We start from the raw sequence: 12,841 nt of genomic DNA, 5'->3' as shown, positions 1-12,841 counted from the left end.
AAATAAATAATTGACAGTAATGCGAGTAACTATAATGTGGTTTCAGCGTTAATAGTTTTTTAGACGTTGCTGGTTTTAGAGAAGTTGCACTTTTTAAAATATTTAACTGTCGATCCCAAACCAATATTATTCATGAGAAAAAACTAAATTAACCTATGCAATTAACGGTTGAGACTTTTACTGTTCATAAGAAATTTGCCTTACGCATTAGTCGGGGTACTACAGCAGAAAGTACTAATCTGTGGCTGCGTATTGAGCAAGATAATATTGAAGGTTGGGGAGAAGCATCTCCTTTTTCTATAGATGAGAAGCAGCCACAAGATGCTTCAGGTTTGCGATCGCAATTAGCACAGATTAGCTCTCACCTAGAGCAGTTTCATCCCCTACAGCGCCAACAAATAAAAGCTAAATTAGATGAGTTTAAAGTCTCTTCGACGATTCAAGCAGCGGTAGATATGGCTCTCTATGATTGGCTGGGTCAAAAATCTGGTTTACCACTGTGGCAAATTTGGGGCTTAGATTGCGATCGCATTGTCCCTATATCCGTCACCATTGGGATTAATACGCCAGAAAAAGCCGTTGCTCGACTCAAAGACTGGCAAGATACTCTAGACTTTAAGATACTCAAGCTTAAGCTGGGTAATCCAGACGGAATTGAGGCAGACAAGTTGATGGTGGAAGCAGTCCGTCAAGCAGCGCCCCAGAGTAGAATTACCGTAGATGCTAATGGTGGCTGGAGTTTTGAAGATGCGGTGTATATGTCTCAATGGTTAGAGAGGCAGGCAGTAGAATATATTGAGCAACCCTTACCTGTTGCCTTAGACCACAAGCTTTCAGACTTATCTCAAACATCACCTCTACCCATTTTTGTTGATGAAAGCTGTTTTACAAGTGCCGATATTCCTCGCTTAGCCAATTCAGTAGCGGGGGTTAATCTCAAAATCATGAAAACGGGAGGTTTAACCGAAGCTATGCAGACAATTCAGGTGGCTCAAGCCTGTGGCTTAAAGATTATGTTTGGCTGTTATTCCGACAGCAGCTTAGCTAATACCGCAATGGCTCATCTTGCTCCTTATGCCGATTATTTAGACCTTGATAGTCACCTAAACCTCACAGACGATCCATTTCAGGGTGCGACCATAGAAGCAGGACGTTTATTACCCAATCATCAACCAGGATTAGGAGTAACAAGATGCAGCTAACAGCTAATAGTCGAGTCGCCATTTTGCTTCAAGGTGGAGTTAAAGGTCATCACGGGAAAACTGGATTAGCTTTTCTCCGCTATAGCCAGACAAAAATGGTCGCGGTAATCGATTCTGAGGCAGAAGGAGAATCTTTAGTTGGGTTAACTCAAATTGAGCGAAATGTACCAATTGTTAAAAATGTTCAAGCAGCTTTAACTTATCAACCCGAGATCCTACTAATTGGCATTGCTCCTTCTGGTGGAAAATTACCCTCTGATTTATTGGCAGAAATAGCGATCGCCGTTAAAGCTGGTCTATCAATCGTCAATGGCTTACACACCTCCCTTAATCACCGTTTTCCTAATTTACGGTCTGGACAAAAGATTTGGGATATACGACAAGAGCCTGCTGGCTTAAAAATTGGTACGGGTCAGGCGCGATCGCTTTCGGCTCAGAGAATCTTAACAGTTGGGACAGATATGGCGATCGGCAAAATGTCTACTAGCCTCGAACTCCATCGTGCAGCATTGGCTCAGGGAATCAAAGCTCAGTTGATCGCCACAGGACAGGCGGGAATTGCGATTTCAGGTCAGGGAATCGCCTTAGATGCTGTGAGGGTAGACTTTGCAGCAGGAGCAGTCGAAAAAACGCTCTTAGAGCAAGCAATAGAGCAAGATCTAGTCATTATTGAAGGACAGGGTTCACTATTACATCCAGGTTCTACTGCCACCTTGCCTCTAATACGCGGTAGCCAACCGACAGGCTTAGTTTTAGTACATCGTGCAGGAGCAAAACATATTCGCGATTTACCCAATTTTCTCATTCCTCCCTTACCAGAAGTAATTCAACTCTATGAAACCGTAGCTAGTGCAGGGGGTACTTTCGGCGAAGTTAAGGTTAAAGCGATCGCTCTTAATACCCTCGGCATGAATCACAATCAAGCAGAAGCCGTAATTAAATCTACAGCTGATTCAACAGGATTACCCTGTAGCGATGTAGTTAGGTATGGTGCAGCAAGTTTATTGCCTGCCGTATATGCCAAATAAATCGATTAATTGCTTTTCCTAAACTAACTGTGCTATTGTTACTAAAGCGACGCGGGATAGAGCAGTCTGGTAGCTCGTCGGGCTCATAACCCGAAGGTCGGTGGTTCAAATCCGCCTCCCGCCATTTCGCCTTCGCTCAATCTCTGACTGGTTTTTACCTTAGACCTTCGGGTTATGAGTCCTAATATTCGCTCAAAAGCAATAATAGCGATCGCCTGTGAAAGAGTCAAGCAGGTACAAGTGTACCCCAACTTATCAAGCGCTTAGATAGCTATAAGTCAAAAAAATAGTAGTTAAACAACCTAGAAGTACCTACTTACTCAGGAGTAATTTCGAATAAGATTTCAAGGGATAGATCAGAAAAATAGTGTCTCTTAAATCTTGCCAAAAAGGTAGTCGATTCGTTCTAGCCTTAGTAGCATTCTTGGGAGAACTAATACTGCTTTTGTCTCTAAAATCAATCCAATCTAAAGCAGCATGAGCTAATACCTTCTCAGTAGCATTGATTATTTGAACGTCACTATGTTTTGGCGATCGCAAATTAGCTAGTTGCTTAAATAAATCTCTTGCCTTATCCTGCTTCAATTCAGCTTCATACCTCACAAACAGCTTGTGTTTAGTATAGATTCTGATAAACAGACTAGAGCGTCTTGACCCGATACCTAGAGTACCTACAAGCAAATTATCTATGAATTTTACCTTCTTTTTTCTTTTCTCTATCATAGGGGGTTAACCCCGATATAAGTTTTAGAAATTTGTAATAATCGCTAGGGATCTCTCTTAAGTTAAAATTTTCTAGCCACCTAAGAGGACGTGGCGCAAAAGCAGCCCTCTTAACTCCCTTCCCTTCGGTGTAAATAATTCCTCTAGGGTTAGCTTCTTTGTCAGTAAAAGCAGGATAAAGCTTCCCGTCTTCACCTCTGTATTCTTTGTCTAAGTTAAAGATGTTTAACGTTTCGTGATTACGAAAGCCATAAGTAGCTTGCATCCCATACATCCATTGCCACAATTGCCATTGGCTGGGACTGGATACATTGCCCGTCCATTCTGGAAATTTATGATACCACTCTTCGATTTCTGTATCTGTCATCTCTTTCTTGGGTTTAGCTTTAACAGATACTTGCTTTTTGGTGATTCTGAATTCCTTAGAATCATAATCAGCCAGTCCGCAAAATTGAGCTAGATATTTGATTCTGGTACAGCATTCGTTGCGTTTGCTTGATTTGGGGTAATTCCTACAAACGTCGTTAAAAATTTCCTTACTAGGGGACTTAGACCAATCAGAGATTCTGTTGAAGTAAAGCAAATAAGCTTTATTCCAGTTCCGACTGTCTTGGTATCTACCCTTGTCTCGCGATAACCAATAATAAGCTTCGTACTCTTCTATCCATTGGGCAATAGTTTTGCACTCTGGCTTAACCTCGTCTACTGGTCTAAGCTTTTTAGGCATCCATTGGGGATAATCTAGCCAGTTGAATGATTCAGCTTGTATCTTGAGGTCTAATTCTTTAGCGATCGCGATCGCGTTATTAACAGCATTGGCAGTGTGAGGAAACTTCCCTCTACCTAGCGCGTTAAGCGTTCTTTTTACCCTCAATGGTTCAATTAGCTTGCTGTTGTCCCAATCGACATAAGACTGCCATTGAACACCGATTGCGGTTTTATCTTTGTACAGCTTAACAGTATTGTTTTTAAGCAGCTTTCTTTGAGACTCCCAAGCGGTATCGAAATCAGCCTGGATCTTTTTATCTTTTAATGCCTTTCCTTTTTTTGCTCCTAGATAACTACCGTCGTTTGGTACAACTGTATTGTTTGACCGAGTTTCTTTTTCGCTCATTTTTCGCTCACTTGTAAATGAATTATGAGCGAATATTGTTAAAGGTTACGAGTTATCATAGGATATAGCTTTCTGTCGGTGGTTCAAATCCGCCTCCCGCCATTTTGATTGCACTTTATCTATAACAGCTTATCTCTTATAACCTTTGGGTTAGTTTAAAGTAAGCTAAGATCGTCTCGGCATCTATAAATCCCCATAAAAATGAACGCTCTAGAAGTACAACTTCCTCAAGACATCCCAGTAGAAGAAGCCCGACTTCTGCTAATGGTCAAACTATTTGAAACGGGAAAGCTTTCGGTTGGACAAGCAGCAGATTTAGCAGGTTACTCTAAACCTACTTTTATCGAACTACTTGGTAAGCTGGGTGTTCCCGTTATTGACTATCCTCCAGAAGAACTCGAACAGGAGCTAAACTATTGACTGGACGAGCAGTTACAAACAGTACTTGTTTAATTGGTTTGGAGCGTATCGAAAGACTGGATATACTACCTCAAGTTTTCAATACTGTCTTTGCGCCTCCTGCTGTAGCCAAGGAAGTGCGAACATCTTTAGATTGGCTGAAGGTACAAGCAGTAGTTAATCCATCTGTCGTGATTGCTTTGAGGACACAAATGGATGAAGGGGAAGCAGAAGCGATCGCTTTAGCCCTTGAGTTTGCGGTCGGAAGGCTTCCTTTTTAATTGTATTGTCTCAAGCGATCGCTTTATTAACAGCATTAGCGGTATGCTGTTGAGTTAAATATTAGTCATGCCTAATATTTTTCAGGGACAAATTTTTGAGTTTCTACAGGAGGACGTTCATAGTCGATCGCTTTTTGTCGGGGAGGTAGCTTAATTTTCTCGACTGGCAAATCTTTGTAAGGAATAGTTGCTAAGAGGTGACTAATAAAGTTTAATCGCGCCTTTTTTTTGTTGTCGGCTTCCACCACATTCCAAGGTGATTCAGGGATATCTGTGGCAGCAAACATCTCATCTTTTGCCCTGGAGTAATCCACCCATTTTTCTCTTGCATGTAAGTCCATCGGGCTAATTTTCCAGCGTTTGGTCGGATCTTTCATTCTGTCTCGAAACCGTTTTTCCTGTTCGCGATCGCTGACGGAGAACCAATATTTAATTAATATAATTCCCGATCGCTCAATCATCATCTCAAACTGCGGACATGAGCGCATAAACTCGTTGTATTCGTCATAGGTACAGAAACCCATTACTTTTTCTACCCCTGCACGGTTGTACCAACTACGATCGAATAAGACTATTTCTCCTGCTGCGGGAAAATGAGCCACGTATCTTTGGAAATACCATTGAGTTCTTTCGCGATCGTTAGGAGTTCCTAACGCCACTACTTTACAAACACGGGGATTTAAGGTTTCGCTAATTCGTTTGATTGCTCCGCCTTTGCCTGCTGCATCGCGACCTTCAAACAGTACCATTATCTTTAAGCCTTTGTGCTGCACCCATCGCTGTAACTTAACTAGTTCAATCTGTAACTTGGCTAGTTCTGCTTCGTATTTTTTCCTGCTTATTTTCTGATTTTGTTTGCTTTTTTGTTTACTATTTTTTGGAGACTTACTTTCCTGTTCAGGCTGATTTTTTTTAACCATAATTTTATTGCTCTGTATAGATTTCTGTATATATTTTTTTTACGACTTACTTTTCAGGCTGATTAATTACAGCGAATTTCAGTTGGATAGAACCCATTACCTATTACCCATTACCTATTACCCATTACCCATTACCCATTACTTCGATAAATTAATGTGTCTACTCAATTGAAAACTGTTGTAAGACCTGCAAATCATTTTTACTGCTCATAATCACTACCTGAACCATATTTCCAAGCATCTAACCAACGTTGATAATAATATTGCTGAAGTAAAGACAAGTTTTGAACTAGTGGTTGAGCTAACTTTCCTACAGGATATAAACCGCTATATAACACCAAGTTTAAATAATGAATTATCCAGCTAACTAAAGAGTTAATGCCGATTTGCGGTAATAAAGGAAGGACTAACCGAGGATCGACTAAAGGTAAGGTTTTGGCTAAAGGTACAAACTGAATTACATCCTGCAAAAATGGCTTGAGTACATCATCGCCCAAGCGATCCATCACGGCAAAAACCCCATTCATAAGGTTATTAATTTGCTCAGGATTAACTTGTTTGCCTACCTTGACACTCATAGTTTGTTGAAATAGCCAAGTGACAGAAATATTTGGTTGATATGGTTGCAATAAAGCTAAGTTTTTGCTGTTCAAGCTATCTATGCTCAAAGCTTGATCGATTCCTTGGGTCAAGCGTTTTAAATGTCGAATCATTGCCCCAAAGCCACCAAAACTAACGGGAGACTGCGCACCTGCGCTATCACCTACAGGTAAAATTCGATTAAAAGGTAGCTGGATTGGACTGTCTTTGTAGGCAGGAAAAAAGCCAAAAAGAAATCGCTTAAATTCTAGCTGTTCTAGTTTTATATCCTGATACTGTGGTAGAAGTCTGAGATATTCATCCATGAAATACTCTAAGCTTGGTCTTGCTGGATCGGGATCGAGATAGCTAAACATATAGGTGGTGCGACCATCTTTGGCAGGAAATGCCTCCCAGAAATACTGACAGCTATTAATAATCGGCGTAAAAGAATAAATTAAATCTCCCGTATTGTTTTCAGGAAACCCTTTAGCACAACTACCAACTACGACACATACTGCATCTGGCTTAGCTCCATTTCTTGCCTGCTTGATAATGGGAGAAAAATGACCCATAGCATCGATTAACAGACGAGTTTTGATTGTTTGTTCCCCTGTGTCAACTACTACCCCATCAGGATGAACTACGGCTGATTTAAACGCCGTATTTTCCAGCAGCTTGCCTCCTGCTTGCAAAAACTTCTGCTTTAACTGTGCCAATAAATAAACAGGATCGACTCCAATATTTAATACATCTTTAACCCAAACTTCTACACCTGCTTTGAAGCTGACTCTAGCTGGATTATATTCAGTGGCGATCGCTTGTTGTAATTCTGCTTCAGTCAACAATTCTAGGTCAACAAATGTCTGCAATTCATGACGAGAGATATTCCATTCTTGTTCTCTACCTCGTAAGATCCCCCGCTCAATTAAAGTAACTGACCAACCACGCTGCTGTAGTGCTGTACCAAGCAAGATGCCTAACGTCCCACCACAAATTACTAGGTCTGTATCAGTCTGACCAATGTCCGCTGTACTATTGCTGACAACTTCTGCTGCATCAAGTTTTCCCGTTCGTAAAGCCGACCAAAACTGATCTGCACGACGTAATCTGGCTAATACGTTATCTGGCTGCTGAGACAGTATTTCTGACGTTAAACTCATTTAAGCAACTGTGATTGTAACTAGATCGGGTTCGGTTGAATAGTTAAATAGTTTGGCTAATCGGGATTTAGGAGAAATTTTATTTAAAGCCATCATGACGAACTCGATCTTATCTATATCTTAGTGGCTTTTTTATCTTGTTTGGAGTCTACAGCTGCTAAATATAAAAACCTATCTAAACCGAGGATTTTGTTTGTAGGCTTGACAAAATAGTGAAGAGTAACAGAAGAAAAATAGTAACCAGGAAAAATTAAGCTCAAATTATTCTATGATTGCATCAACTACTAAATATACTCTTAAGAGTATCCCTGCTTTTTTAATGTTTGCCATCCTGTCATTGAAATCTATAGTTCAGGCGAATAGGTCTAGTGGCTTGATCGCAATTAAAATCCGTTTACAAGACTTACGAACCTTAACAGTTTGGGAAACTATCGAAGATCTCAAAGCTTTTCGTAACTCAGGAGTACATCTACAAGCAATGATAGACTCTCCTAAAATGGGTGCTAATCAATTCTCTTCTTGGGAAACCGATCATATTCCTACTTGGAAAGAAGCGATCGCCAAATTAAACACTAAGATATCTGTTGAGCGTTAACTTAAACTGATGAATTGAGGGTGGAAACGGGTATTTTTTCTGCAATAGTAGTAATTAGTTCCACATCAAATTCTTCTTCAAACACTTGTTTTTTATAGCTAAGATTCCATAATTCAAGAGAACATTGATCGCCAATTTCTGTAGGTTGAATTTGAAAAGAGAGAGAGCGATGAAGATAATCATACTGACAATTCACTTGCGCGATCGCACCTCTATTTCTACGGTCTAAAGCTACTGCTAGTCTTAGAATTGCGCTTAGTTGACGTACCATCAGCTGATGCTGTTTGTGTGGCAATTTATAATAAGCTTCATGTTTTTTCTTGGGTTTGCTACGGCGATGGTAGCGAGCAATATTCGCAATCAATTCTAGTTCTAGTTCAGTAAAACCCAGAAGTTCGGCATTACGAATTAGGTAGTAAGAATGTTTGTGATGGGACGAGTGGCTAATATATACGCCACTGTTGTGTAAGATGGCTGCCGACCAAAGTAATTCTCTTTCAGCTTCACTCCAAGAATGAAGTTGTCCTTTTAACTGATCGAAGATACTGAGAGCAAATTTTGCTACTCGTTGGCTGTAGTCGAGATCGACATGATACTTTTGCGCAATTTTGATTACATTGCGGTTTTTAACTTCGTTTTGATACCGTAGCCGACTATTAATTAGACCATGAGTTAACATCCAATCAACGATCATGCCTTCCCGCAAAGCTCGCTCGCAAATGATAATAGAATCTAGCTTGAGCATCTGCATCGCTTCGAGTAGAATAACCGCTCCTGGAACGATAATCTCGGCTCTTTTATCCGTCAACCCAGCTACTTCGAGTCGTTCTTCATAGCCCATTCTTGCCAGTCTTTTGACGATTTTTTCAATCTCCTTATATTTAATTTCATAGCCATTGAGAGGATCGGGAACTGCTCCTAATGTTTCCTTGGCATGAATTTCGGCAATGGTTTCAATCGTGCCAGAAGTACCGATCGTGCGGGGAACTTCGTTTAACTGAAGATTGTGCCAGATTTCCTCAATCGGGCGTTCTAACATGCCTCTGACATAGGATCTTAAAACCTTTAATTCGCGATCGCTAATAGGATCGGTAGTCACAAATTCTTTAGCTAACCGTACTGCACCTATTTTGGTACTGCTCAGGAAACGAGGTTCATGGACATCAGCTAAGACAATCTCGGTTGAACCACCACCAATATCAATAATAATGTGAGGCTGTTCATTGAAGTCCATGCCCGATAGTACGCCAAGATAAATCCGACGCGCTTCTTCCATTCCAGAAATAAGATTGACGACGATGCCCAACTCTAATTCGATCTGACGCAAGAAATCCTCCCCGTTAGGAGCTTCTCTGGTGGCGCTAGTAGCCACTGCAATGATTTGTTCTGCCTGTAGGCTAGTTGCCAGTTCCTTACAGCGTCTTAAAGTATTAAGAGAACGTTGCATCGCTTCTGGGGTCAATTCTCCTGTAGTTGGATGGCGATCGCCTAACCTGACTGGCTCTTTTTCCTTTGCAATTACGGTAAAAGCAGGGAGAGAAGGCTCGATCCGCACGATTACCATATGAATTGAGTTAGTGCCGATATCGATCGCTGCAATAATCTTTTGGTTCATGTCAATTGACGACGTGGGTAATTCCCTGGGAGTGCAGATTTATAGATAAAATTAAACTGAGAAAATTTAGCACATCTAGCAAACTAACTACATTTCTAAACTTGGAGCATTAGCGACCAGATATTGTTCATAATCTCATGTATTTTGCCTGGGGTAACAAATAATCTTAAGATTTTATCAATATTTATTAATTGCTCGACTGAAATTATTTAATTTTAAACTCAACATGTCCCAATCTCCAACCAGTGAATCAACCTGGCAAAAAGTGATTCGTCTACTGCGCTGGGATAAACCAGCAGGAAGACTAATTTTGATGATTCCCGCACTGTGGGCAGTTGTTCTGGCTGCCAAGGGTATTCCTCCTCTGCCATTGCTGGGGGTAATTGTCTTAGGCACTTTAGCTACCAGTGCAGCAGGATGTGTAGTTAACGATCTTTGGGATAAAGATATCGATCCTCAAGTAACTCGAACTAAGACTCGTCCTCTGGCTTCTCGCGTCCTTTCCGTGCAAGTGGGGATAGTGATCCTAATTATTTCTCTTGCCTGTGCAGCTGTGTTGGCTTTTTATTTGAATCCTCTCAGCTTTATGCTTTGTGTGGCTGCTGTTCCCTTCATTGTCTTCTACCCTCTAGCAAAGCGAGTGTTTCCTGTTCCTCAGTTGGTTCTATCCCTTGCTTGGGGGTTTGCCGTACTAATTAGCTGGACGGCGGTAACGGCGCAAATTGAACCCGCCACCTGGTTACTTTGGGGTGCGACAGTAGCCTGGACTTTGGGTTTTGATACAGGATATGCTTTAAGCGATCGCGAAGATGATCTTCAACTAGGAATCAAATCCAGCGCCATCTTTTTTGGCAAATATACCCCTGAAGCGATCGGCATTTTTTACGCCCTAACTGTGATCTTGCTTACTTTGACAGGTTTAAAGCTAGGTTTAGGTTCAGCCTTCTGGTTCAGTTTAGTATTAGCTGTGGCTGGCTGGATTTGGCAATATCTAACTCTCCGCAAACCCTCTATCCCTCGTTCGATCTATGGCAAAGTTTTAGGTCAAAATGTTTGGTTGGGTTTTATCCTATTAGCAGGAATGATTTTGGGTTATGTAGCTTAGAAAATCAGAGTTATCACCCTCAGTCCGATCGGCAAATGTGGTAATATTTTTACTATATTTTAAGAAAATTGTTGGAAGGTATATAGATATATGGAAGCTGCAATGATCTTGGCAGATTTGCCAGAAGCTTACGCTATGTTCAAACCCTTGGTAGATGTATTACCAATCATCCCCGTATTTTTCCTCGCTCTAGCTTTTGTTTGGCAAGCAGCAGTCGGATTTAAGTAAATTAGCTTAGATTAATTAGTTTAAAATCATTTTAAGTTGAGCATCTAGCAATAGCTAGGTGCTTTTTATTTGGACTCAATCAAATTGGAAAATTTCAACCTTCGACCGTAGTGTAGAATCTCTACTTCCTCAAACGCTGTCCAAAAGGTAGTATTTAACTGTTGGGTTTGGCTCATTTTGCCATAGGAGAAATAATGGAAACAGAATCTAATCTAGACAAAAAAAAGCTGCTTTCGGCTTTAGCTCATGGTTCAGCTTTTATCAGTGTACTCGTCCTATCCATCGGTATTCCGATCGCCATTATGACAGTTTCTGAAGATACTGTTATAAGAGACAATGCCAAAGAAGCAATTAATTTTCACCTCAATATTTGGCTGGTTGGGGCAATCATTGGCGTAATGTCCTTTTTCTCATTTGGACTGGCAGGCTTTGTCTTAGGCCCTATTTGGCTGGCTACTCACTGGGGTTTATCTATTTGGGCAATTGTGCAGTGTCTGCAAACCCCAGATCGAGTTTTTCGCTATCCTTTTATCTTCCGTGTTGTTTAACTACAAGGTAAACATAAACCAAGTACCAACGATAAAAGTAATATAGGCGATCGCTACAACAGTATAAGCTGCGGTGTTAGTAATCATAGTTGACTGACTCCTAAAAGTTTTTATATTTCAGTCACTGATGCTAACACCCGTCTTGAGGACTCAAGGTGTTAAAATATACCATTGATTTAATGTTTACTTAATTATTTTTAGCGATACAGAAATTAATTTTTTGTTGCATTTGCTATCAGCAAGTTTAATAAGTAATTTGCAGAGTAACAGAAGCTTCAACTGTTTGCTCTCCAGCAATCACAGGAGTACTTGCTTTTGATTCTGAAACGTATAGTTCATCTCTGGCAAAAGGTTGAGGCTGAGAAACTCTGGCATTATCCACTTCAATCTTGACAATTTCTTTCGATGTCAGATTAAGAGTGTCTAAAACAACATCTGCCCGATCTTGAGCATTAATACTTGCTTTGCGTAAAGCTTCCTTTTTAGCCTGGAAAATTGCTTCGGGAGTAGCGGTAAAGTTTACTCCATCAACACGACTTGCTCCTGCTTTAACCGTTTCATCTAACAAGATACCTACCTGCTCTGTTGAAATACGAAAGCTAACGGTATTAGAGCCAGTGTAACCCGTTAAAATCATCTGACTATTATTTTGATCGACTTGCTCGTAATTTGGATATAGTCTAACTCCAGTAGTTTCTAACTGTTTAACATTTTTTGAGCGTAGAACATCCACCACTGCCGATGTTCGATTGGCGATTTCTTGCTGTACCTGCGCAGCATTTTTCCCTTGAATCTCTACTCCTAGTGACACTTCTGCAACAGTAGTAGCAATTGATTCCATGCCGTTTCCCGTTACCGAAAGCGTTCTCTTTAGTTCTGGTTCAGCCATAACTGAACTAGCTGACATAAGGCTTAAAAAGCTGCCGACGAAAAGGAATAAACTCAAACGCTCATAACTTTTTTTGATCATTTTTCCTATTTCTCAGGTAGATTTTTAGTAATTGTTAATTGACGTAGCACTTTAAGTTCATTGTTCCCAGAGTAGCTATAATAATTTGCACCAATCAAGCAGTTATGCTGTGAAGCACTAAATCTCAATAGTTATAATATGAAGTCCGTTTAAACAATTTCAATTAAAACTCGCGCAAAGACGCTAAGACGCAAAGATTTTATTAGAGGTAATTAAGCTGACTTGATATAACTGGTGAAAAGCAAAAAAAAATGCCCCCCATTGCTGGAGAGCATTTCTTTTATTCAAAACTTACAGCTGATGTAAGTCCGACAAGTTCTTAACCGTTGATTGCAGGAGCAGTTAGTGCTACAGGAGCAGAGTCGCCACTA

Annotated in this window: 14 protein-coding genes and 1 tRNA gene; 9 read left to right on the top strand and 6 right to left on the bottom strand. The window is 40.5% G+C overall.

Annotation, left to right across the window (positions count from 1 at the left end):
* The first annotated feature begins 155 nt into the window (after positions 1-155).
* The 3 genes from KME09_23200 to KME09_23190 all read left to right on the top strand — a co-directional run bounded on the left by KME09_23200 (position 156) and on the right by KME09_23190 (position 2,354).
* Positions 156-1,202, top strand: coding sequence for a dipeptide epimerase (locus KME09_23200; GenBank protein MBW4536842.1), 1,047 nt, complete (start codon positions 156-158; stop codon positions 1,200-1,202).
* Complete coding sequence (locus KME09_23195) at positions 1,193-2,230, top strand: DUF1611 domain-containing protein (GenBank protein ID MBW4536841.1); 1,038 nt, start codon at positions 1,193-1,195, stop codon at positions 2,228-2,230. Before KME09_23200 ends, KME09_23195 begins: the two co-directional genes overlap by 10 nt.
* 50 nt (positions 2,231-2,280) lie before the next feature.
* Positions 2,281-2,354: transfer RNA gene (locus tag KME09_23190), tRNA-Met, on the top strand.
* A gap of 188 nt (positions 2,355-2,542) precedes the next feature.
* Here the strand turns inward: KME09_23190 and KME09_23185 are convergent.
* Together KME09_23185 and KME09_23180 are read right to left on the bottom strand one after the other, a co-directional pair.
* A complete protein-coding gene (locus tag KME09_23185; protein ID MBW4536840.1) occupies positions 2,543-2,833 on the bottom strand; it encodes a hypothetical protein in 291 nt (96 codons plus the stop codon).
* 79 nt (positions 2,834-2,912) lie between these two features.
* Complete coding sequence (locus KME09_23180; protein ID MBW4536839.1) at positions 2,913-4,067, bottom strand: hypothetical protein; 1,155 nt, start codon at positions 4,065-4,067, stop codon at positions 2,913-2,915.
* 201 nt (positions 4,068-4,268) lie between these two features.
* Here KME09_23180 and KME09_23175 point away from each other — a divergent pair, with 201 nt between their 5' ends.
* Positions 4,269-4,487: a UPF0175 family protein gene (locus KME09_23175; GenBank protein ID MBW4536838.1), complete on the top strand. Its 219-nt coding sequence runs from the start codon at positions 4,269-4,271 to the stop codon at positions 4,485-4,487.
* Complete coding sequence (locus tag KME09_23170) at positions 4,484-4,747, top strand: hypothetical protein (GenBank protein ID MBW4536837.1); 264 nt, start codon at positions 4,484-4,486, stop codon at positions 4,745-4,747. The genes KME09_23175 and KME09_23170 overlap by 4 nt, the downstream gene beginning before the upstream one ends.
* A 71-nt stretch (positions 4,748-4,818) precedes the next feature.
* Here KME09_23170 and ppk2 read toward each other — a convergent pair whose 3' ends face one another.
* Both ppk2 and KME09_23160 read right to left on the bottom strand, forming a co-directional pair.
* Positions 4,819-5,667 (bottom strand): polyphosphate kinase 2, encoded by an 849-nt coding sequence (gene ppk2 / locus KME09_23165; protein MBW4536836.1) that lies wholly within the window; start codon positions 5,665-5,667, stop codon positions 4,819-4,821.
* A gap of 200 nt (positions 5,668-5,867) precedes the next feature.
* Positions 5,868-7,409: an FAD-binding oxidoreductase gene (locus KME09_23160; protein MBW4536835.1), complete on the bottom strand. Its 1,542-nt coding sequence runs from the start codon at positions 7,407-7,409 to the stop codon at positions 5,868-5,870.
* 268 nt (positions 7,410-7,677) lie between these two features.
* On the opposite strand from KME09_23160, the gene KME09_23155 reads away from it, so the two are divergent.
* Entirely contained in the window at positions 7,678-8,004 is a 327-nt protein-coding gene (locus tag KME09_23155) for a DUF3291 domain-containing protein (protein MBW4536834.1), read from the top strand.
* Between the two features lies 1 nt (position 8,005).
* On the opposite strand, the gene KME09_23150 is transcribed toward KME09_23155, so the two are convergent.
* Positions 8,006-9,619: a Ppx/GppA family phosphatase gene (locus tag KME09_23150; GenBank protein ID MBW4536833.1), complete on the bottom strand. Its 1,614-nt coding sequence runs from the start codon at positions 9,617-9,619 to the stop codon at positions 8,006-8,008.
* A gap of 226 nt (positions 9,620-9,845) precedes the next feature.
* Here KME09_23150 and KME09_23145 point away from each other — a divergent pair, with 226 nt between their 5' ends.
* The 3 genes from KME09_23145 (at position 9,846) to KME09_23135 (ending at position 11,500) form a co-directional block, all read left to right on the top strand.
* Positions 9,846-10,724 carry a 4-hydroxybenzoate solanesyltransferase gene (locus KME09_23145; GenBank protein MBW4536832.1) on the top strand — a complete coding sequence of 293 codons (879 nt, stop codon included), beginning with the start codon at positions 9,846-9,848 and terminating at the stop codon, positions 10,722-10,724.
* Positions 10,725-10,814: 90 nt separating this feature from the next.
* Positions 10,815-10,952: a photosystem II reaction center protein K gene (locus KME09_23140; protein MBW4536831.1), complete on the top strand. Its 138-nt coding sequence runs from the start codon at positions 10,815-10,817 to the stop codon at positions 10,950-10,952.
* A 194-nt stretch (positions 10,953-11,146) separates the two neighbouring features.
* The gene (locus KME09_23135) at positions 11,147-11,500 is read left to right on the top strand and encodes a DUF4870 domain-containing protein (GenBank protein ID MBW4536830.1); all 354 of its coding nucleotides are present in this window, start codon (positions 11,147-11,149) and stop codon (positions 11,498-11,500) included.
* 244 nt (positions 11,501-11,744) lie between these two features.
* On the opposite strand, the gene KME09_23130 is transcribed toward KME09_23135, so the two are convergent.
* A complete protein-coding gene (locus KME09_23130) occupies positions 11,745-12,470 on the bottom strand; it encodes an SIMPL domain-containing protein (protein MBW4536829.1) in 726 nt (241 codons plus the stop codon).
* Positions 12,471-12,841 lie beyond the last annotated feature (371 nt).

The sequence above is a fragment of the Pleurocapsa minor HA4230-MV1 genome (assembly GCA_019359095.1).
Lineage (GTDB): Bacteria > Cyanobacteriota > Cyanobacteriia > Cyanobacteriales > Xenococcaceae > Waterburya > Waterburya minor.
This window is presented reverse-complemented; position numbering and strand designations above follow the sequence as displayed.